This window comes from Streptomyces melanogenes (assembly GCF_014649795.1).
Lineage (GTDB): Bacteria > Actinomycetota > Actinomycetes > Streptomycetales > Streptomycetaceae > Streptomyces > Streptomyces noboritoensis.
The window spans coordinates 1-19,465 of record NZ_BMTS01000024.1 but is presented as its reverse complement, the minus strand read 5'-3'; the positions used below and the strand labels follow the sequence as shown (position 1 = coordinate 19,465).

The following is a 19,465-nucleotide window of genomic DNA, read 5'->3' as shown; positions in this document are numbered from 1 at the left end:
GGAGAGCGATCAGCGGCCGAGGGGCTGCCGACCGCGTGCTCGATGACGTTGCGCCGGTCCTCGGTGAGGGGCTGGCCTGCGGCGGGGGGACGGGGGCCGGTGCCCAGCGGGCGGCGGGGAGTGCTCATCGAGTCATTCTTCCAGCGCGGCGTCGCCCAGAACGCCCCGGGCCCGGAGCTCGGCGAGATCGGGCAGCTGCACCTGGTCCATGGGCCCGGTGTCGAGGTCGGCCTGGGTGGCGATGATCCGGGGCCGGGGCTCAGCCGTCGGCGTCGCCGGGGCCTGCGGGGTCTGGGGCCCGTCGCCGAGACGGCGGCGTGCTGTGGTCACCGGCGGAGTGTCTCACTGGCTGGCATTCGCCCACAAATTCGAACACGTGCTCTAATGCCTGTCATGAGGTACACCTTCCCCCACGACCTCCTGGAAGCACAGGCCGCCTGGTACGCGACGTACCGGCGGCTCGCGGACCCGTCCGCCGGACAGGCCGGGGCGACCGCATACCGGCGTCGGCTGCAGCAGCTGTCCGTCCGGATCGCCGCACACCCGTACTGGACCACACCGGCGGGCTCCACGCCGGGGGCCCGGATGGCACTCAAGGAACTCGCGCGCGGCGGGCGAGCGTGAGCGGGCACCTCACCGACCGCCAGCTGCTTATCGAGCGCCGGGCCCGCGAGTGGGTGGTCCAGTACGGGGAGGCGCCCTCCGTGCGGGAGCTCGCGGCGGCGGTGGGCGTCTCCAGCCCGTCGTCCATCGCCTATCAGCTGCGGCGGATGCGGGAACGGGGGGGGGCGGTCGAGACCCGGGGGCGCCGCCCCAGCGGCCGGTGCCCGCACTGCGGGCAGTAGCGGCTAGCGCCCTCCCAGCCGGTACCGAGCCGGGAGGGCGCTAGCACTCACCGGCGGTTCCGCATGCCGATCTGTACGCCGCCGATGGCGGTGACGGCCGTGCCGATGGTGCCGACGGCTCCGGCGGCATCCGGGTTGTGCGTCAGGGACAGGATGACCACGGCGACGATGGAGACGAGTCCGGTCAGCATGGTCAGCCACCTGATGACCGTGGAGCTGGGTTCTCCGGTGGTCGGGCTTGGGGTACGGTCGATGGACGTCACTCGGTCAGTTCTCCTCACAGCAGGACGGACCACCTCGACGTAACGAGAGGGAGACCTCGGCGCGGTCAGCCGTCCAAGCAAGGACCGCGAGGAGGTCTCCCTTCGTCGTGCCGAAGGGGCTTTCGGTGAGGTGCCACACTACGCAGCTCCGGGAACTACCGTCGGGCACTCCGGGTACGGTCACGCACTCTGATGGCCAGTCAGGCGGGAGCGCCCCTTATCTAGTGCTCTCGAATGTTTCCGCAGTTCAGCCGCCTGTCAGAGATGCAGGCAAGTAAGGGAAGTACCGCTGACGACGTGGCTGATCCCTTCCAAGACGCAGCTACAGGGAGCCGACTGGGCGGTGCCGGTGCATTCCTGTCCGCCGGTCCAGGGCTCGCAGCGGGGGCGCCGCCCTCTTCCCGGGCGGAAAGAGGGCGTCCCAACCTTGTTCGGATTCGTATGAAGTTGGGGGGGCCACTTGCCTGAACACCCCTCGGATACTTGTAAGGCACGGGTTCCCAGGGCTACTTGCCTGACATGACGCTCATTCGGCACCCGAGATAACAAGGGGAAGGAAATTTCCCCGACTCGGTAAGCTCTACCTCGCCCCCTCACCTAAGCGCCAAATCCCCGGATTTGCACTGGTCAGAGGCGTACGGCCTGCATGCGGAAGCGGCCGAGCGGGCGCCAAGCGCCGTGACTGAAGTCACTCGCGGAGCATCGGCCGCACCCCGAGAAGTCGGCCTATTTCCATGTGCGTGCATGAACTTATGTCAGGTTCTCAGTACTGCCGTGGCGCCGCCTGCTCAGTTGGCTGACCACTTGCTCCGGTTCCCCAATTGCCCTGCAACTGGCACGACTGGCTCCTGCTCAGTTGGGTGACCACTTGGTCCGGTTCCCCAGTTGCCCGCACCTGGCACGACTGGCCTTGAAGACGACTTCGCCACCACTCGAACGGGGGAACCAAGCGGTCGCCCGACCGCCTGGAGCGCTACAGCACGCCGTGCAGGGCGTTCTCGGTGAAGCCGTCGTCGTCCTCGCGGTAGCGGCGCATGGCCTTGGAGCCCTTGGCCCATCCGCCCTGCTTCTCCGCCACGGCGTCGGGGTTCCCGGCGCGGGAGGATTCGGTGACCAGGCCGCGGCGGGGGCTGTGGCCGGTGGGCCTGATGTCGAGGCCGGCGCGCTCGGCGAGCCGGGTGATGACGTCGCCCACGGCTTCGGCGTCGGGGCCCTGGTCCATGACGGTGTGGTGGCGGGAGTGCAGGCGGCGGTAGGCGAATCCGTCCGGGGCGCCGATGCCGGCGGCCTCGCGCCAGCGCCGCCAGGCCCTCACGGGGCAGAGGTGGGCGCGGGAGCCGTAGGGGACCTGGACCACGCGCGGGTAGTTCTTGCTGATCCGCACGTCCACGATCAGGCCCCGGCCCTCCGGGTCCTCGGCGATGTGCCGCTCGCGGAGCCATCCGACCTCGTGCTCGCGTCCGGCGATGGCGAAGTGCATCGTCATCAGCGACAGATCGCGTACGCCGGACAGGTTGTCCGGCAGGGTCGCCGCGATCTTCTCCATGTGCCGGACGAGCAGGGCCGGGGCCTGGCCGCGGCCGCGCTGCTCGCCTGCCTTCTCCATCGCCTTGACCTTCGCCTTCAGCAGGGCGCGGGCCTCCTCGGCGACGTCGACGGCCAACTGCAGCTTGTGCTCGCGGCGGGCGGTGACGACGACTCCGGCGAGACGGCGGTCGATGGCGGCGGGCGCCATGAACAGCCCCGGCTTGTAGCCGGGCTGGAGCCAGCACCACTCCGTGAACAGCACGAGCGTCCCGGACCGCACGGCCAGCGGCGGCAGCGCGGTCTGGGCGCAGAACGCTTCCCACGCGCGCCAGTCGGCGGCGTACCCGTTGCGGGTCTTGGCCGGGCGGTTGTCCTGGACGTGCCGGGTGGCGTCGCGGTCGATGCCGTCGAGCCGGGCCTCGGTCGCCGGGTCGAACCGGCCGGGGACGGGCGGACCCTCGGTCTGACGGGTCGCGGTGCTCGCGGTGACCGACTGATCCGTGTTCGTCATGGTCTCCCCTGAGTGCCCGTCATGCCGGTCTTTCTGGACTCCGGATATGTGACCTTATCCGGAGTCCAGCGGCGGAGTGAGGATAGGCCGGGTGCTGACTGGTCTTCGTCGTCAGCATTCACGAGAGGAGGTAGTGCGCGATGGAGGCGCCCCAGTCCCCGATCCCACCGAGCCACTGGGGCCGGGACAGTCCCACACCCACGACGAGCGAAGCTGGGAGTCTTCCGAGAGCCCTGAGTGCTCTACTGAACCGCGGGTGCGGGAGCCAACGCGCCTGGTCTGTCTTAGGCAAGAAGCCCAGTGCCAGCTTGGCAATGATCAGCGCGCCGATGAACAGCCCGGCCAGGATCCACATTGCAGGGCGCGGTTCGGTCCACCGGGCATAGGTGGCTGTCGAACTGACCGTAGCCAGGACGACGCAGACGGAGCAGATGGAAGCGATGTCTATGGCGGTGTGCCACAGGGTTTCGGCCAGGTCTAGGGCCAGGCCCCGCAGGATGTCGGCCAGCTCCCAGATGCACCCCAACGGCGGGGGACCCGGCTGCGCCTCCCCGGGGGCGCTCTGATGCCCGGTCACCTTGCCCCCCATGCCACCGGCCGACGTCTGTCCGCTGCGGAAGGGAGCGCCGGGGGATACAGGTGCCGCCCGGGGGCCGGTCTTCGGCCTGGTGGGAGGGGGCTCCTCCGTGTCCGCGGTGTCCGCACGGACAACCTCCCCCTGTATTACGGGGGGCGGCGGACCAGGCGGCTGGTCTGGGACGAGACCCATCTGCTGGCGAGCCGCGTCCATCCCGGCTTTGTGGGCGGCAAGCTGCTCGTCCGCGGCTTCCAGGGTGAGGTCGTATTCCCACAGCGGGGTGAGGCTGGCCCCCGCTGTCGGCGGTTCGTCGCCACCTGACGGTGCAGGCGTGGTAGGCAGCACCGACTCCTCGGCCCGCGCACATTGCAGTTCGTGCAGTGCCTGCCGGTACTCGGCGGCACGCTGCTGGGCGAGCAGGCGCAGCTGCTCGGCTTCCTCGCGTTCCTGGCGGGCGTGCTGCAGGCTGTCGCTGGCTGCGGCCAGCCGCTCCTCGGTCTGGGTGAGCGCGTGCTGGACGGCGCTCAGGTCCGCGCCGGCGGCGGCGAAGCGGGCTTGGTCGCGTTCCTTCTCCAGGTTCTGGCAACGCCGGGTGAGGGAGCCGACCATGTCCAGGAGCAGGTAGACGAGACGGGTGGTGCCCAGCAGGGCGGACTGCGCGGCCAGCTCGCCCTGGCGGGCGTCGTCGAGGCGCAGCTGCAGCTCGACGGTCGTGCCTGCAGGCCGGTCCGCAGAGCGCACCGTCCGGTCCAGGGCCGCACATTCAGCCTCGTGGAGCAGTTCCTCGCCCTGCACGATCTTGAGCTGTTGGGCCTGCGTGCCACGGACGAGGGCCCGGACGAGATCGCCGATGAGGTACTGGGGTATCAGCTTGCTGCCCTTGCGGAACTCGCTCCACTGGTTGCGGCCGAAGGGGAAGCGCTCGGCGAGCTGGCGCACCGTCAGCTCGCCGGTCAGTTCCCGCAGCCACCGGGCCAGTTCCTCCGCCTGCGGCGTACCGCCGTTCAGCGGCCCAGACCGCCTGCCGCCTCCCCGCTCCGGCATCCCGCCCCCTGTCCGTGGCTGTCCGTGCTGTCCCCGGCTTTGCCGCGCTCTGGCCTGCGCGAACACCGCACGGCTCCAGACGGACAATCAGAGCACTTCACATGCTGGCCTTCCACCGGTTCACCCCAAAGAGAAGGCATCCGAAATGCGCACCCACACAGGCCTCGACGCGGCCGTCTTCGTCGCGGTCCTCACCACGGGAGCCCTGCTCATCCTCACTGGCACCCCCGCTGGCTCCCTGGCCACCATCTGCGTGGCGCTCGCCGGGCTCTACAGCACCTGGACCGGCCACCAGCAGCCCCGGCACGCCCCCCACGACGAAGCCGACGACACGCCCCGCACCCCGGACACATCCTCTCGGTAGTGCCCGGACGAGTCGGCGATCATCTGGAGTCCGGCCGGGGCGGCCCGGATGCCTCAGCTCTCGCGTTCCGTCGAGGGGGTGTAGGTGTCGCCGTATACCTCGGCGGCCCAGTCGTCGTACAGGTTCTCGTGGAACAGCTCGACCTCGGAGGTGGCGTCGTACGCGGCGTCGTCCTGAGAGGTGGTGGGCTGCATCGTCGTCTCCCTGAAGGGGTTCGGTCCGGACGACCTCAGCCCACTCGGCAAAAGCGAAGGCCAAGGCCTCCGGCTCGGGGCCTCGGTGGCCGAGGCGGTCGGGCACGGCGAAGGGGCTGTTCCACCCGGTACGGGTTAAACAGCCCCTTCGGAGTCCTCGGGCCCGCTCGCGCTCCGCAGCTGCGGGGCCGAGGAAACCGCCCATCTGTACGAGCGCCGGAAGCCACCTGCGGAGTGCTGGCTTCTCCTCCCGGAGAACGATCAGTGCGGCTTTCCGGTCACGGCGGGGACGGAAATCCGGCGCTTCGCGGCGGCGCGGGAGGGGCAGAGAGCAGAGATCCGCCGGAGGGTCCGGCGGGCGGAGGGGACAACGCCATGACGAGCACCTACGGGTACCAGGCCAACCGCAACGCGGAGCAGGCGGCGGGCCGGTGGGGCGAAGACAAGGTCACGGAAACGCTCGGGGAGGGGCTGTCGGCCATCGCGTTCGCCTTACTCGATGTCGCACAGGCCATCCGAGAGCACACCGAAGCCCAGAAGTAGCCGAGTAGCCCGGGCTTGGGGAACATCGGTACAGCCATTAACGCTAAGCACTTGATCATGGTCGTGAGCTGAGCGTTGTGGCATCCGGGCGGGGTCGGGGGACGTCGGCGTTCGGGAGGGCGGCGAAGTCGGCGTGGGCCGCCTCGATGGCTTCGGGGTATGCCTGGGTCTTCTCGTGTTCGGCGAGGGCCCGGTAGATGCTGGCGACGCTCGGGTTGAGCCCTTTGCGTTTTCCGGTGGGGATGATCAGGTCGGGCTGGATCTGCTCGACCGACTCTCCGAGCGCCTTGCGGCGGAGCACGGTGTGGAGCATGTCGGTGGTGATGACCTGGGGCCGGCCGCCGTGCTTGCCCTTGCGGGCTGCGGCGTCGAGCCCTTCGAGCGTGGACTCGCGGATGTTCTCCCGCTCGGTCTCCGCCATCGCTGCGAAGAACGCGAACAGCAGCCTGCCGTGCCCGCTGGGGTCGTACGTCCCCGCCAGGGGGCCGGCGAGCATCTCCAGGACCAGGCCGTGGGCGGCCAGGTGGTCGGCGAGCGCGGTGAGTTCGGCGGCGTCGCGGCCCAGGCGCTTCATCTCGTACACCGTGAAGATGACCCGGCAGTGCGGGGCATGGGCCTTGATCTCGCGGGCCGCGGCGAGCGCGGCCTCGAACTGCGGACGCACCCGCACCCGGGTGCTGATCTTCTCGCTGAAGATTTTGTCGCGCGGGATGCCGCGCCCGGCGAGTGCGTCGAGCTGCGACTGGAGTTCCTGGGTCAGCGTCGAGCACCGGGCGTAGCCGATGCGGATGTCCGCGCTCGGGGTGTCGTCGGCGACGGGCGCCGGGTGCGGGGTGCCGGGCCGCCACGGCTGTCCCGGTCCCCGGTCGGCCGGGGTCGGCACCCGGAGCCTCTTGGCGAGCCGGGGTACCTTCTTGAACCGGCCGGTGTGGTAGATCCCGGCGACCGCTCCGCCGCGCGAGCGGCACGATGAGCCGGGCTCGGCCGCGCAGCGGGGGCAGGGATGGCGCTCGACGTCGTCCGCGTCGGCGGGGGAGGGCTCTTGATGGTCCGTCATGCCCCCGGATCGTGTCACAAACGATTCTCAGAAGGGGGTCACTCGCCGGTTTGCGTGAGAACGGGTTCTGAGAACTGATCCGAGATCAGCGGCGGCCCGGCGACCCGTTTCCGATCTTGCTCCGGGAAAGGACCGATTCTGCGAAGAGTCACGATGGCGTCCCGCGACCTTCGCCTGAAGAGTTAGCCCTCACGAGGCCGCAACACATCCCCGAGGTTGGTGTTGATCCTCACCGTGGTGGGCTGATCACCGCCCACCAACCGAACATGGAAGATCAAGGCTTGCTTCCTGCCGAATCCCCCGGCCCGAGGTTGGCCAGAGCCTGGCGGGCATCGGCAAGGTCGTCGCGGGAGGCTCCGGTGTCGGGGTGGTCGTTGCCGAGCACCCGCACGGAGTCTGCGAGGGCCTGCTCATACAGGGGGATCGCCCGCCGCAGATCCCCCGCCGCCCGGTACGCGTTGGCGAGGTTGCTGCGAGAGGTCAAGGCTTGCGGGTGGTCGTTGCCGAGCACGCGCACAGAGTCAGCGAGGGCCTGCTCGTACAGGGGGATCGCTCGCCCCAGATCCCCCACTGCCCGGTACGCGTTGGCGAGGTTGTTGCTGGCGGCCAGGGTGTTGGGGTGGTCGTCGCCGAGCACCCGCTGTCCGTCCCGCAGGGTCTGCTCGTACAGGGGAATCGCTCGCCGCAGATCCCCCACCGCCTGGTAGGACTTGGCGAGGCCGCTGCGAGCGGCCAGGGCTTGCGGGTGGTCGTTGCCGAGCACGCGCACAGAGTCAGCGAGGGCCTGCTCGTACAGGGGGATCGCTCGCCCCAGATCCCCCACCGCCCGGTACGCGTTGGCGAGGTTGCTGCTGGCAGCCAGGGTGTTGGGGTGGTCGTCGCCGAGCACCCGCTGCCGGTCCCGCAGGGTCTGCTCGTACAGGGGAATCGCCCGTCCCAGATCCCCCACCGCTTGGTAGGCGTAGGCGAGGTTGTTACGGGAGGTGAGGGTGCGGGGGTGGTCGTCGCCGAGCACCCGCACGGAGTCTGCGAGGGTCTGCTCGTCCAAGGGGATCGCCCGTCCCAGATCCCCCACCTCCTGGTAGGCGCCAGCGAGGTTGTTACGGGAGGAGAGGGTGTCGGGGTGGTCGTCGCCGAGCACCCGCTGCCGGTCCCGCAGGGTCTGCTCGTACAGGGGAATCGCCCGTCCCAGATCCCCCACCTCCTGGTAGGCGCCAGCGAGGTTGTTGCGGGAGTTCAAGGTGTCGGGGTGGTCGTCGCCAAGCACCCGCACGGAGTCTGCGAGGCTCTGTTCATGCAGGCGAATCGCCCGCCCCAGATCCCCTACCGACCGGTAGGCGTTGGCGAGGTTGCTGCTGGCGGCCAGGGTTTTCGGGTGGTCGTCGCCGAGCACCCTCCGGCCGCTGGACGCCGCGCGGTCGAAATGCCGGATGGCACGCACGTTCATGCCTTGCCCGGCCAGGAACAGTCCGGTCGAGTTGAGAACTTCCATGGTGGTGACTGTGTCGTGGGCGGCAGGTGCGTGGTCGACGAGTGCGTTGGCGTGGGGGAGCAGGATCCGCCCTGCGGGCCAGTGGACGGGGTCATCCCACGTGCTGGTTAGGAAGTCACTCAGGAGGTTGGTGGCTTCGTCCCTGGCCTGGTTGATCAGGTGGGGCCGACGGTGGGGGTCCGGATCGTGATGGCCCGTCACGTCGGTGGCGGGAGAATCGGGAGTGCGGGAGAGGGCCTGGACGAGGCGGTGGACGGACAGGGTGTCGGTGGACGGGTCTGCGGTCGCCATGCTGTAGGCGGTGAGTAGACCGAGGCTGCGGTGAACTGCGGCTGGGGAACCCGCGCCGTCAAGGAGCATGGTGGGGATGTGGTCGGGTGCGTACCAGGCGAGGATCCGCAGGAGATTGGTGGCCAAGGGCTGCTGTTCGGCGATGCGGTCGAGGGTCACTCGCCAGACGCGGGCGATCGTGGCGTCACTGGCGGTGACTTCAGCGCCGCCGACGTCGAACATCTCGGCCGGGTAGGCGGCGAGGAGGCCAAGGTAGCCGCGGGGGGTGAGCAGAGGGGTCTGGGCGAGGTAGGCGGCGGCTTGTTCCAGGGCCAGGGGCAGGTGTCCGAGTTCTTCGCACAGTTCGGCCGCGCCATCCATGTCCCGTGACCCCGCGGCACCGGCGCGGGAGGTCAGCAGCGTGAGGGCCTCCGCCTGGTCCAGTACGTCGAGGCGGATGCGGGTGGCCGCATCGTGCCAGCCAGTGGACAGTCGGCTGGTGATCAGGTAGCGGCCAGTGGTGGCGCGGGCGAGCAGCTCGGCGATGTCGGCAGGACGGGTGACGTTGTCGAGAACAAGGAGCCATCCACTGTGGGTGGCCAGCCACTGCACGGCGCATTCGGCGAGGTCCTCGACGGGCAGGACCTGGGACAGCCCGGGTTGCAGGGCTGTAGCCAGACCGGCCAGGCCCTGCTGGAGGGATTCGGGACTGTCGGCGGTGATCCAGCGAGTCGGCGCCAGTCCCTGCTGGCGGCCGCGAGTGGCCGCCCAGTGGATGGCCAGCGCGCTCTTGCCGACTCCGCCTAGGCCGTGAACTGCCTGCACGACCGCCTGGCCGGGGCGGGTCAGGGCCTGGTTCAGCGCGTCAAGGTCGGCTGCCCGGCCGACGAGGTCCTTGCGGTAGGGGAGGTTGTCCAAGCCGTCCGGGGCGTCCACCTCGGCCATCGGGCGCAGTGCCTCCGGAGGGAGGTTCACCACGCGGGCGTTGTCGCCGGTGAGGATCGAGGCGTGGCTGTTCCCACCGATCGCCACCGACCGGTCGCCGGAGGTCTGGGCCTGCGACGGCGAGGCAGCGCCGGGAGCGGGCGTCTTGTCGCCGTTCGCGCGTCGCCGAGTGAACCACCGGGTCACGATGCGGGCCTCCCATCGGTGTCGCCGGTGTTGATCGGCCCGTGGCTGTCCCCACCGATCGCCACCGACCGCACCCCGGAGGAGGCGGCGCCGGGCGGGGGCTGTGCTGGCCCGGCGGGGCCCGTCGGGGGCGGGACGGCGTCGGGAGCGGCCGGTGCCGCAGGCGTGGTGTCGCCGGTGTTGATCGGCCCGTGGCTGTTCCCACCGATCGCCACCGACCGCACCCCCGACGCCGTTGTAACCGGGGGCGACTCTGGGGTCTGCTGCGGGCGGGTGGCGTACCCGTAGCCGCCCATGCCGGCCAGGGCCGCCACCGCCGAGCCGACGCCGCATGCTAAGGCCCACCGGGTGGCGTCGTCGGGCACCACCGGCGCCAGGACCAGTGCCCCGCACAGCCACGTCGCCACCGCGAACGCGGCTACGGTCACTGCGACCGCCGTAACCCATCTGCCGACCTGTCCCACCGGCCACCCCCTCGTTCCCCGGCGCTGGCCGGGCCTGCCGTGCGGTGTCCCCCTGTTCGTCTATTCCCGCCCGCCCTAGGCCATATCCACCGCCTGTGGGTGGTCCGCGCGCGGCCCGGGTGCGGGTGCGGGGGTCAGCGGCAGCCGCTTGTCCATGTCGAGCCGGAACGTGCCGTAGGGGTTCACGTGGGTCCAGAACAGCGGAGACAGGGCCCGCCGGTCGGCGTCGGTGAGCCGCTTCTGCCATTTCTCCTCGCTCAGGATGTCCTGGAGGAGCAGGGTGTTGACGTGCACCAACGCGGACTGGAGCAGGTGCAGGGCCAGCATGGAGACCTCCTGGGACTCCTTGTCGGAGCCGGTCAGGTCGCCGTCCTTGCCGTAGAACAGGTCGTGGTTGGCGGAGTTCCAGTTCTCCACGACCTGGAGTCCGTCGTTGATCTCGCGGCGCAGGTCGGCGTCGGCGAGGTAGTCGCAGATGAACGCCGTACGCACTGCCCGCCCGAGTTCCTCGATCGCCCGGTACGTCGGGTGCTTGGGCCCGCCGCGGGTGAAGCGCCTCAGGACTTGCTCGGCCTCGGCGGTGCCCAGGCGCAGGGCGGTGGTGTACTTCACGATCTGGTCGTACTGCTGGCGGATCAGGTCCCAGTCGATCGTCTTCGTCGACAGCACCGGCGCCAGGTTCGGCCACTTCTCATCCTCCCCGGTCGCCGACCGGTACAAGCGCGCCGAGCCGACGTTCTTCAGCCTGGGCAGCAGGTTGAAGCCGAGCATGTGGGCGAAGGCGAACCCGACGATGGAGGCGCCGTGCGTGTCGGCGTACTGCCGGTCGATCTCCACGTCCGTGCAGTGCCGCAGCACGCCCTCGATCATCGCGGCGACTTCGGAGGCCGAGCAGGATTTGAGCTGACTGTAGACGCACAGCGACTTCCTCTCGACGTGCCAGTAGATCATCACGCCGGGACCGCGGTACCGCTGATGCCACTCGGTCATGAAGTTGCTGGACCAGGAACCGAACTTCTTGGAGTCGCTCGCGCAGGCGGTGCCTTCGCCCCACCACGCCGCGTCGCGGGCGGCGAAGGTGGCGTTGACCAGCCGCACCAGCGCCGCGCGCAGGTTGGTCCGGTTGACGAACAGGTGCCGTACCCGGCGCAGGACGGCCTCGCTCTCGCCGTGCTTGCCAGTGACCGCAACCCGCTTGATGCCCATGTTCGTGCCCAGCGCGAACAGCACCAGCAGCAGCCGGCGCCGCAGCACCGCCTTTGGGACCGCCTCTCTGGTGGCGACCGAGGTGAACTCGCCGGTGAAGCCAGTGGCGAACTCGGCCTCCTTGAGGATGTCGATCAGGTCGATGGTGCCCCAGCGGCGTTCGATCTCCGCCTTCAGAGCGACGAGGTTCTCCGGCTCCTCCTGCTTGCCCAGCGGCGAGACCTTGATCCACGGCTCGCCGTGCTTCCTCACGATGTCCACCCCGCCCGTGGTGCCCAGCTCCAGCGCCGTGTCAAAGCGGGTCAGGGCCTCCCTCAGCCGTTTCTGAAGGGCCTCGATGAACTTCTCCGGGTCCTGCGGCTGGCGGATCGCGTCGTAGTGAACATCGCGGTTGTCCTCGAAGTCGGGCGGCAGATCGTCCTCCGGGTTCCGCCACCGGCTCGCGCCCGGCACCCAGATCTCTCGCCGCCGCAGCGCGTCCCGCAGCGCCACGAGCACGCACAGCTCGTACGGGATGCGCTCGACCCGGCCGCGCTCGTCCACGACGGCCTTGCGCCACTCTTCGCGCACCACCCCCGCGAGCGGGATCTTCTCCGCCTCGTCGAAGAACGCCCCCTCCTTGGCGATGGGCTGGTCCAGATACCGCTTGAGCAGGTCGATGGCGTCCATCACCGGCCGGCACCTTCACCTGCTGGGCGACGTACGACACCGCTGGCACCGGGATCTCCCCGGCGTCTTCCGGGAACCGGGCCTCCACCTCAAAGAACTTCAGCAACAGCGCGAACCCCAGTCGGTTCGCCCCCGACTTGTTCCGCAGCCGCTCCTGATCCTCCTCCAGCAGCGTCCAGACCTCGATCAGGTCCTCCGGCTCCCACTCCTGCCGCACCCTGGTCTCCTTCCGGTCGTCATGACCGGACCAACCTGGCCGAGCAGGTCCCTTGGTGAGCCCAGAAGATCGAAAACTCTGACAAGCCCACCCCTGACCCGCTACAGAGAGCTACTTGTCACTTCGCCGTAGCTTCGGGAGAACAGGGCCTTGTCGGCGGGCGGCGGCCAGGAGGCGCTGGGCGGTGCGGTCGCTGACGCCGTAGCGCTCGGCCAGGTCGGCGCTGGTGACCGCGGGGCCCCCGGCGGCCAACTCCGCAGCGACGGCCTCGATCCGGGGATCGGTGCGGGGGCGGGGGGCGCGGTTGCGGGGGTCGCCCACCCGGCGGCCGGCGCCCGTCAGTTCGGGGTGGTGGCGCTGGTCCCCGGCCTCCTGTCGGGCCTGTACCGCGCTGCGGCGCCACCACCTGCGACCGTGCAGTCCGACGCCTTTGTCAAGGTAGCCGCTGGTGGCGTAGTCACGGATGGTCGAGGCCCGGGCTGGAGCCCCACCAAGATCCGGACCAGGATCGGACCAACTCGGCCTCCCATCCGGCGGTTTCACCCGTATCCGCAGGTCAGAAGCGGTCACACCTTTGTACCACCAGCAGACGAAGAACCTGCTCGTGTCGTCCTCGCCGAAGAGGCTCAACTTCCCCTCGGGGGTATGAGCAAAGGCGGCCGAGCTGAGCCTTTGCCCATCAGCCGCCTTCCGCTTGGCTGGCTCACAACAAACCAGCGCTTCCGGACCAGTCACGGACCAAGACCCACCTCACCAGCAGGTGCCGGAGATGACTGGCGCGGGCCCACTCCCGCCCGGATCTCTTTCTCGTGTGGGTCGAATCCCGAGGCGGGCTACGCTGCGTTCCCGGTGCCGCGCAGCAGAGGCGGGCTGAGTAGCCATGCGCTCCCCCGACGGTAGAGGTTGGCCGGACGCCCGGTGGGGGGGTGCCACCGCTCCCCCGTGGGCTGCACGAAGCCGATGGTGTTGAGCGCTTTGCGGCGGAAGTTGCTCGGGTCCAGATCCTCCCCCCAGATCACTTCGTAGACCGTGCGCAGCTCGCTCAGGGTGAACGACTCCCCACAAAATGCTGTGGCGACAGCGGTGTATTCGATCTTCCTGCGGATCTCCTCCAAGGCATCCGAGAGGATGGCCAGATGGTCGAAGGCCAGCACCTCTGCCTCATCCGTCAGTTGTGAGACAGGAGCCCAGTAGGCGCGTCTGGCATCGGTGCCCCCCACCGGAGCGGGAAGATCCGGTCCCAGTGCGAGATAGGCGACCGTGACCACCCTTCCTCTCGGGTCACGCTGAGGGTCTCCGTAGGCGCCGAGTTGCTCCAGGTGCAGTCGCCCGCCGTCAATCCCGGCCTCCTCCCGGAGCTCGCGCAGCGCCCCGTCGCGCAAGGTTTCGTTCTTCTGCACGTAGCCGCCTGGCAGCGCGGGCCGGCCGAGGAAGGGCTCCAGCCCGCGCTCGATCAGAAGCACCATCAACTGATCGTCCCTGATGGTGAAGATCGCCAGGTCCACGGTCACCCACGACGCCTCGACCTCCACGGAGTCTTTCAGCCAGTCATCCACCCAGAACCCCTAAAGGTCATATTGACTTAAACGCTCTCATTACTTATGGTCTCATTAACCATAACCCTACGAGGCGAGGGCAGATCATGCTCACTTCCGATGCGCCACCGGCCGAGGAAGCGACCCATGAACCAACCGCCGCCACCCGCCACTTATGCACCGGCGTGTATGTCGACGAGCGTTTTCGCGACCTCGTGATCAACGAGGTGTGCACCGCGCCGTACCGAAGGGTCGCCCCGTCCTACGGGTTCGATGTTGTTCCCGTCATGCACCATGCGTGGCGGGCCGCCGCACTGAGCGCGCTCCTGCGCCTGACATTGGTAGGGGCAGTGGCCGCCCCTACCCTCGCGGGTGCCCTGCCCACCGCTGTTCTCATCACCTGCGGCCTCAGCCTCCTGTGGCTGCTGCATCGCGCTGTACTACTCCTGGGCACGGACCGGGAGCCAAGGCCCAAACGGAAGCCCAAACGCCGCGGTCTGGCATCGGCGCGAGACGATCAGCGCCTCTCTAGACTGCTGTCCCCACGGAAGAACCCGGAGCGGTCACGCGCACTGAGGCGCATCGGGGTCGCAGCGCTCTCCTTGGCACTGACCGGCCTGCTGATGGCGCTTACCCATCCGGGCCAGGCCACGATGGCTCTCTGCGTGGCCGCGGGTATCACGCTCATGTGCCTCAGCATCGGATCCGCACGTCAACTGATGCTCAACCACATCTTGCGTGCGCCGACTCTCAGACCCGCGCGCCTGTCCGGCCGGCAACGGGCGGCGGACGCACAGCAGGGGCACGTCTGTGCCGTATACCGCCGTCCCCGCCACAGCGAGGATGACGACGAGGACGACATCACCATGTTCACGCTGTTCGGGGACGAGTCGCCCTTCATCGGTGCCGGTGAACTCGTCTACCAGTGGAACCCGCCGATGAGCATCCAGTTGCTGCGCCCCGGCGATGACGACGACGCACCGCTCCATGAGCGTGAACACCCGGTACCACCCTTCCAGGCACACGAACTGGTGGAGTACCTGCGCGAGGCGGTGCAACCACTTGACGCCGACAGCCAGGACGTCCGCCTTCCCGCACAGGTCCGCGATCGCGTCTACATCGCCGAGACCGATGTGGCGGTGGACCATTCTCTCCTCCCGCAGGAGGTGACTGAGAAGGACCTGCGCGTCATCATCAACACCCCCGGATCCAAGCAGCACCACTTCCTGGAAGTCACCACGCCTGCTGAGGGATCGGAATTCGTCGCGACCGTCCTGTTACACATCAGTCTGCAGGGGCGTACCTTGAGCATCTCCACGGTGGCCTGCGTCCTCGCCCACACGCCACGGTCCTTCCAGCGCACCGAGGAGTTCGGTCACCACGGAGCCGCCGCCGTCGTCTGGGCGGCATTTCGCGAACTGGCCACATTGCCTTCGGAGATCCAGCGTTCCTGGCGAGTAGCCTCCTACCTCTTCGCCTTGTGTAAGGCCGCTGTACTCCCCCGTGATCTGACCTCCGCACCGATCCGTAACGTCTTAATCGGCAGCCGGGTGAGCATACGGGAGAGGCCATCCCAGGCGTGGTCCAAGATCCAGCTGGAGAAGAGCGACATCCTGGGTCGGATGAAGACGATCGAGCGGAGGTTACTCCGAGCCGCCGGCGACTTCCTGTCCGCCAGGGACGTGGACATATCCGAATTCAACGACCGCGCACTCAAAATCATCAACAGCGGCATCTTCAACTTCGGCGACAACAATTCCTTCAGTAACAACGCAGTGGGTGACGCGGCTCAGGTCAGCGTCTCCGCGAACCAGTCGGCAGGTCCCAACAGCAGCGGCGGAGGAAGCCAGTGAGCGGCAATCGAGGAATCGTCAGCCACGGCAACAGCAACAGCTTCAGCAACAACGCCGTCGGAGAACACGCCCAAGTCACTGTGACCACACCCTCTCGCGATGCCGGCATCCCTACCGACAGCGGTCACGCCGACGAGCCGAGCGTCGTGTGGGATATCGGAGTGGTCACGATCCTGAGCGAGGAACTGCGTTCCGTGGTTGATGAGTTGGACTTACGGCGCCACAAGGAGCCCAACGGACTGTACTTCTACCGCGGCCAGCACACCACGCCGGAAGCAACCGTGCGTGTCGTGGCCACCCAAAGCCAGAGCCAGGGGCAGCGGTCGACGATGGCCGCACTGGAAAACCTGCGTCGCCACTACGAGCCGCGCCTGTGGGCCCTGGTCGGCGTGGGCGGAGGCATCCATGACGAACACGCCCGCATCGGCAACGTCATCGTGGCCACCGACGTCGTGTACTACGAGAATCGCAAGATCAACCCATGTGGGGACGTTCGCCGCCGAGGCGAGCACCGGCAAGCACCGGCACCGGTCGTTCATGCGATGAACGCCTTCTTCGCCGATCACGGAACCCCCGCACGCATACATGATCAGCTCTCCCCGCATGCCTCGAAGGAGTTCGAGGTCTATCCGGGCGTGATCGGGTCCGGCGAAGCCGTCATCGCAGACCGCGAGAGCGAAATCCGCAGCTATCTCACGAACTATCACGAAAAGGTACTGGCAGTGGATATGGAGGCCGGAGGACTGAGCCAGTATTGGCAGGAGAATTCCGTCCACGGCGGAACCAATCCTGGTTGGATCGTCATTCGAGGTGTGTCCGACAACGCCGATACGGAAAAGGGCCACGGCTACCACGACCTCGCAGCCCGGAACGCCGCGCACATCCTGCGGCGCCTCCTGCCCTATCTCTGCTGACCGAGAAGCCGAGAACCGGGATTGCCCAGACATAGGGAGATGGCTCGCATGACTGCTTTTCTGTTCGGGGTGCTCAGCTCCCTGGCAGCCAGTGCTATCGCGCTCGTCCTCGGCTTCCTGCGCGGCTCGCGCCCCGGGTGGTGGCTGGTCGCCGCCTGCTCCTGGTTCACCGGCACAGGACTCGGCCGTGTGTACCGCCACCAGGCGTCCGCCGAGCAGGACCTCGCACGCGACCTGAGCCGAGCGCGCTGGGTCAAGGTCCTGGCAGGACGAGGAAACGTACTCACCCGTGACGTCTTCTCCCCCCTATGGTCGGGAGAACTCTCCCCGGAATCCGTACAGGTCCTGCTACCCGACCCCCATACCCGAGGAGACTCCTGGCTTGACCAACGCTCCCAGGACGTGCACCGATTCGATCCTGGCTTCACCCCGGAACTCCTCAGGAGCCAGGTCCGAACGAATATGGATTACCTAGCCCGTCGCACCCGCACACAACGCAACTTCGTGCTCCACAGCTTCAACCTGCCCAACACCTGCCGCGTGATCGCAACGGACCGGGTGGCCTACCTCACCTTCTATAACAGCTCCGCTCACGGCAGGAACACCCCATGCCTCTACGCTCGGGCCCCCGGACTCCTCTACTCCATCGCCCTACAGCACTTCGACGCGGCCTGGAGAGACAGCTCGCCCGCCCTCCCGACTCCCCAGCCCTGACACACCCCACTAGGGTCAATGCCGTTGAAGGCAGCGTGTGACGGGCGGATCGTTGGTCGGGCACCGGTCCGGCTCATCGATCAGCTTCGTCTGGCTGCTTCGCACGGTGTCCCAGGACAACGTCTGTGAGGGATCGAATAAGAGGGCTGGTTCCGGCGTGTTCTGACCGGATAGGTTTGGGATTTGGTTCCGGTAGTAGTCGAGAAGGGGACTGCCGTGGCTGCCGTGGTGGAACGGAATGGTGTCGCCGGGGACCCCGCCGGAGGAGTTATGGTCCCCAGCGGTGAGGATGCCATCCAGGACGTCAACGATCCGGCGTGAGTCGGCACCGTAGTAGGCAGTGACGCGCATGGCGCAGCGGATCTTGTACTGGTCGTCACCGGTCTGGAAGAACCACTGCGTCGACGTTCCCCCGGCACATAAGTCATTCACCGTGACCAGGCCAAGGGTGAGGGGAGTGCTCTTGGCGTACGCGTTCACGATGGACCGCAGATGGCCCTCGGCTGCCTTCCGGGACTGTTGAGCCTGCGCGCTGCCTGCCAGCTCGCGCACCTCCTTCGGGCTCGTGGCGCAGTCTTGGGAAGAGCAGGCGGAGAGGGTGAGGATGATGACCGAGGAGGCGTTTGGCGGCATCACGCACGGCGGATAGGCGCGAGGTGCCTACTTTGCAGTCATGTGCCCATTCTCGCGGCGTAGTTGGCGGGTCCCATCCGTACACATACTCATATGGGGACGGGAGCTCCCCGCAAAGGATGCCCCGGCCCTAATGGGGGTTTGGTGCGGTTACAGGCCCATGCCTGCCATGGTGCGTTCCAGGGCGTTCGCGTAGAGGCGCGCTCCCTCGATCTTGGGATGGAACGACTGGGCGGACAGGCCGTACTTGCTGAGGATGGGGTTGAGGATCTTCCAGTCCTTGAGGGGCTTGTCGGAGTTGGTGAGGGTCTTCACTATGCCGTGGATCCGCTCCGGGTCACCGCATACTGCCTTGCCCTCGAAGTCGGCCTTCGGGTTGGAGAACCACACCTCAGCGCCCTGCTTCCTCGTGTCGTCCGCTGAGCCCTGCATTGCGGTGGTGAGGACGTCGGCGGTGTCGCTAAGGGGCCCTAACAAAGGCGTTGGACGTGGCGGTGGGTGATCAGGCAGACGGCGAGGCCGAGGAACGCTTCGTGGATGTCGTCGCGTCGTTCCCATCGGATGCGGAGGCGGCGGAAGCCGTGGAGCCAGGAGATCGTCCGCTCGACGACCCAGCGGAAGGTGCCAAGGCCGGTGCCGTGCGGCTTGCCCCGTCTGGCGATGACGGGCCGGATCCCGCGCTGCCACAGAAGCCGACGGTAGATGTCGTGATCGTAGCCGCGGTCGGCGAAGAGCATGTCGGGCCGACGCCGTGGCCGACCGACCGCACCGGCGACGGACGGGATCTTGTCCAGAAGAGGAAGCAGTTGGGTGACGTCGTTGCGGTTGCCGCCGGTCAGCGACACCGCGAGCGGGATGCCCTGGCCGTCGGTGAGGATGTGGTGTTTGCTGCCCGGGCGTGCGCGGTCGACCGGGCTGGGTCCGCTTTTGGGCCCCGCCGAGCCGCTCTGACGTGGGAGGAGTCGATCACCGCCCGGGACCAGTCCAGCTGGTTCTTCGACCGCAACTTGTTCAACAGCAGCTGGTGCAGCTGGTCCCAGACGCCGGCTTCGTTCCAGGCCGCCAGGCGCCGCCAGCAGGTCATGCCCGAGCCGAAGCCGAGCTCCTGCGGCAGATACTCCCACTGGATCCCGGTGTGCAGGACGAACAGGATCCCGCACAGGGCCTGCCGGTCAGGCACGCGTGGACGCCCTTCCACCTGCTTCAACGGCGGCTCGGGCAGCAACGGCTCGATGAGCGACCACAGTTCGTCCGACACGATCCACGGCCGCGACTGACGCTTCCCCATGACCACATCAACGAGCGATCAAGCCGACAGTCACATGATCAAACCACTTTTGTTACTGAGTTTGTGGGCGTGATGTCGTGAGGGTGAGGCCGGTTCCGGCGAGGCATCCGTCGAGGAGGCCGGGGCGGTACTGGAGCTCGCGGAGTCTGCGGCG

The 19,465-nt window shown here is 68.0% G+C and carries 21 protein-coding genes and 1 pseudogene; 7 read left to right on the top strand and 15 right to left on the bottom strand.

All coding sequences use genetic code 11. The features are described from left to right. Window positions 1–132: 132 nt before the first annotated feature. Entirely contained in the window at window positions 133–330 is a 198-nt protein-coding gene (locus tag IE252_RS35075; protein ID WP_190093516.1) for a hypothetical protein, read from the bottom strand. 63 nt (window positions 331–393) lie between these two features. Here IE252_RS35075 and IE252_RS35070 point away from each other — a divergent pair, with 63 nt between their 5' ends. After that, window positions 394–624, top strand: a complete 231-nt coding sequence (locus IE252_RS35070; protein ID WP_190093515.1) for a DUF8825 domain-containing protein — start codon at window positions 394–396, stop codon at window positions 622–624. Beyond that, complete coding sequence (locus tag IE252_RS35065; protein ID WP_229848993.1) at window positions 621–845, top strand: LexA family protein; 225 nt, start codon at window positions 621–623, stop codon at window positions 843–845. Before IE252_RS35070 ends, IE252_RS35065 begins: the two co-directional genes overlap by 4 nt. 47 nt (window positions 846–892) lie before the next feature. On the opposite strand, the gene IE252_RS35060 is transcribed toward IE252_RS35065, so the two are convergent. From IE252_RS35060 to IE252_RS35050, 3 genes are all read right to left on the bottom strand, one after another. After that, window positions 893–1,108: a hypothetical protein gene (locus IE252_RS35060; RefSeq protein ID WP_190093514.1), complete on the bottom strand. Its 216-nt coding sequence runs from the start codon at window positions 1,106–1,108 to the stop codon at window positions 893–895. 973 nt (window positions 1,109–2,081) lie between these two features. Then, window positions 2,082–3,146, bottom strand: a complete 1,065-nt coding sequence (locus tag IE252_RS35055; RefSeq protein ID WP_190093513.1) for a site-specific integrase — start codon at window positions 3,144–3,146, stop codon at window positions 2,082–2,084. A gap of 118 nt (window positions 3,147–3,264) precedes the next feature. Then, window positions 3,265–4,767: a hypothetical protein gene (locus IE252_RS35050; RefSeq protein WP_190093512.1), complete on the bottom strand. Its 1,503-nt coding sequence runs from the start codon at window positions 4,765–4,767 to the stop codon at window positions 3,265–3,267. Window positions 4,768–4,912: 145 nt separating this feature from the next. Between IE252_RS35050 and IE252_RS35045 the strand changes: the two genes are divergently transcribed. Next, window positions 4,913–5,131, top strand: coding sequence for a hypothetical protein (locus IE252_RS35045; RefSeq protein WP_190093511.1), 219 nt, complete (start codon window positions 4,913–4,915; stop codon window positions 5,129–5,131). Between the two features lie 53 nt (window positions 5,132–5,184). On the opposite strand, the gene IE252_RS35040 is transcribed toward IE252_RS35045, so the two are convergent. Further along, window positions 5,185–5,325, bottom strand: a complete 141-nt coding sequence (locus IE252_RS35040; protein WP_190093510.1) for a hypothetical protein — start codon at window positions 5,323–5,325, stop codon at window positions 5,185–5,187. Between the two features lie 375 nt (window positions 5,326–5,700). Between IE252_RS35040 and IE252_RS35035 the strand changes: the two genes are divergently transcribed. Further along, the gene (locus IE252_RS35035; protein WP_190093509.1) at window positions 5,701–5,868 is read left to right on the top strand and encodes a hypothetical protein; all 168 of its coding nucleotides are present in this window, start codon (window positions 5,701–5,703) and stop codon (window positions 5,866–5,868) included. Window positions 5,869–5,923: 55 nt separating this feature from the next. Here IE252_RS35035 and IE252_RS35030 read toward each other — a convergent pair whose 3' ends face one another. The 7 genes and pseudogenes from IE252_RS35030 to IE252_RS35010 all read right to left on the bottom strand — a co-directional run bounded on the left by IE252_RS35030 (window position 5,924) and on the right by IE252_RS35010 (window position 13,930). Further along, window positions 5,924–6,925 carry a recombinase family protein gene (locus IE252_RS35030; RefSeq protein WP_190093508.1) on the bottom strand — a complete coding sequence of 334 codons (1,002 nt, stop codon included), beginning with the start codon at window positions 6,923–6,925 and terminating at the stop codon, window positions 5,924–5,926. Between the two features lie 274 nt (window positions 6,926–7,199). Next, window positions 7,200–9,818 (bottom strand): tetratricopeptide repeat protein, encoded by a 2,619-nt coding sequence (locus IE252_RS35025; protein ID WP_229848992.1) that lies wholly within the window; start codon window positions 9,816–9,818, stop codon window positions 7,200–7,202. Then, window positions 9,815–10,246 carry a hypothetical protein gene (locus IE252_RS43535; protein ID WP_229848991.1) on the bottom strand — a complete coding sequence of 144 codons (432 nt, stop codon included), beginning with the start codon at window positions 10,244–10,246 and terminating at the stop codon, window positions 9,815–9,817. The genes IE252_RS35025 and IE252_RS43535 overlap by 4 nt, the downstream gene beginning before the upstream one ends. 111 nt (window positions 10,247–10,357) lie before the next feature. After that, window positions 10,358–12,157 carry a Tn3 family transposase gene (locus tag IE252_RS43530; protein ID WP_229848990.1) on the bottom strand — a complete coding sequence of 600 codons (1,800 nt, stop codon included), beginning with the start codon at window positions 12,155–12,157 and terminating at the stop codon, window positions 10,358–10,360. 67 nt (window positions 12,158–12,224) lie between these two features. Next, a pseudogene (locus IE252_RS44385) lies at window positions 12,225–12,374 on the bottom strand (hypothetical protein); the annotation flags it as partial. 111 nt (window positions 12,375–12,485) lie between these two features. Then, window positions 12,486–12,944: an HTH domain-containing protein gene (locus tag IE252_RS35015; protein ID WP_190093505.1), complete on the bottom strand. Its 459-nt coding sequence runs from the start codon at window positions 12,942–12,944 to the stop codon at window positions 12,486–12,488. 263 nt (window positions 12,945–13,207) lie between these two features. Further along, a complete protein-coding gene (locus tag IE252_RS35010; RefSeq protein ID WP_190093504.1) occupies window positions 13,208–13,930 on the bottom strand; it encodes an NUDIX hydrolase in 723 nt (240 codons plus the stop codon). 86 nt (window positions 13,931–14,016) lie between these two features. Here IE252_RS35010 and IE252_RS35005 point away from each other — a divergent pair, with 86 nt between their 5' ends. Genes IE252_RS35005 through IE252_RS34995 form a run of 3 tightly spaced genes read left to right on the top strand, consistent with a single transcriptional unit; the run spans window position 14,017 to window position 17,390 of the window. Then, complete coding sequence (locus tag IE252_RS35005; protein ID WP_190093503.1) at window positions 14,017–15,762, top strand: AbeC-like domain-containing protein; 1,746 nt, start codon at window positions 14,017–14,019, stop codon at window positions 15,760–15,762. Beyond that, window positions 15,759–16,676 carry a 5'-methylthioadenosine/S-adenosylhomocysteine nucleosidase family protein gene (locus IE252_RS35000; protein ID WP_190093502.1) on the top strand — a complete coding sequence of 306 codons (918 nt, stop codon included), beginning with the start codon at window positions 15,759–15,761 and terminating at the stop codon, window positions 16,674–16,676. Before IE252_RS35005 ends, IE252_RS35000 begins: the two co-directional genes overlap by 4 nt. Window positions 16,677–16,724: 48 nt before the next feature. After that, window positions 16,725–17,390: a hypothetical protein gene (locus tag IE252_RS34995; protein ID WP_190093501.1), complete on the top strand. Its 666-nt coding sequence runs from the start codon at window positions 16,725–16,727 to the stop codon at window positions 17,388–17,390. A gap of 15 nt (window positions 17,391–17,405) precedes the next feature. Here IE252_RS34995 and IE252_RS34990 read toward each other — a convergent pair whose 3' ends face one another. The 3 genes from IE252_RS34990 to IE252_RS34980 form a co-directional block, all read right to left on the bottom strand. Beyond that, on the bottom strand, window positions 17,406–18,026 hold the full coding sequence (locus IE252_RS34990; protein WP_190093500.1) for a hypothetical protein: 621 nt from the start codon (window positions 18,024–18,026) through the stop codon (window positions 17,406–17,408). Between the two features lie 147 nt (window positions 18,027–18,173). Beyond that, window positions 18,174–18,455 (bottom strand): SGNH/GDSL hydrolase family protein, encoded by a 282-nt coding sequence (locus tag IE252_RS34985; RefSeq protein WP_190093499.1) that lies wholly within the window; start codon window positions 18,453–18,455, stop codon window positions 18,174–18,176. Window positions 18,456–18,493: 38 nt separating this feature from the next. Then, window positions 18,494–19,311, bottom strand: a protein-coding gene (locus tag IE252_RS34980) for an IS5 family transposase (RefSeq protein WP_229848989.1) whose coding sequence is annotated in 2 segments (ribosomal slippage) — window positions 18,494–18,960 and window positions 18,960–19,311 — 819 coding nt in all. Because the reading frame shifts where the segments join, the coding sequence is not laid out codon by codon here. Window positions 19,312–19,465: the final 154 nt, after the last annotated feature.

What these genes read in the sequence shown, in the direction of transcription:
- IE252_RS35040 (WP_190093510.1), bottom strand. Translation starts at nt 5,325, where the DNA reads ATGCAGCCCACCACCTCTCAGGACGACGCCGCGTACGACGCCACCTCC.
- IE252_RS34985 (WP_190093499.1), bottom strand. Translation starts at nt 18,455, where the DNA reads ATGCAGGGCTCAGCGGACGACACGAGGAAGCAGGGCGCTGAGGTGTGG.
- IE252_RS35050 (WP_190093512.1), bottom strand. Translation starts at nt 4,767, where the DNA reads ATGCCGGAGCGGGGAGGCGGCAGGCGGTCTGGGCCGCTGAACGGCGGT.
- IE252_RS35045 (WP_190093511.1), top strand. Translation starts at nt 4,913, where the DNA reads ATGCGCACCCACACAGGCCTCGACGCGGCCGTCTTCGTCGCGGTCCTC.
- IE252_RS35035 (WP_190093509.1), top strand. Translation starts at nt 5,701, where the DNA reads ATGACGAGCACCTACGGGTACCAGGCCAACCGCAACGCGGAGCAGGCG.
- IE252_RS35030 (WP_190093508.1), bottom strand. Translation starts at nt 6,925, where the DNA reads ATGACGGACCATCAAGAGCCCTCCCCCGCCGACGCGGACGACGTCGAG.
- IE252_RS35005 (WP_190093503.1), top strand. Translation starts at nt 14,017, where the DNA reads ATGCTCACTTCCGATGCGCCACCGGCCGAGGAAGCGACCCATGAACCA.
- IE252_RS35055 (WP_190093513.1), bottom strand. Translation starts at nt 3,146, where the DNA reads ATGACGAACACGGATCAGTCGGTCACCGCGAGCACCGCGACCCGTCAG.
- IE252_RS43530 (WP_229848990.1), bottom strand. Translation starts at nt 12,157, where the DNA reads ATGGACGCCATCGACCTGCTCAAGCGGTATCTGGACCAGCCCATCGCC.
- IE252_RS34995 (WP_190093501.1), top strand. Translation starts at nt 16,725, where the DNA reads ATGACTGCTTTTCTGTTCGGGGTGCTCAGCTCCCTGGCAGCCAGTGCT.
- IE252_RS35070 (WP_190093515.1), top strand. Translation starts at nt 394, where the DNA reads ATGAGGTACACCTTCCCCCACGACCTCCTGGAAGCACAGGCCGCCTGG.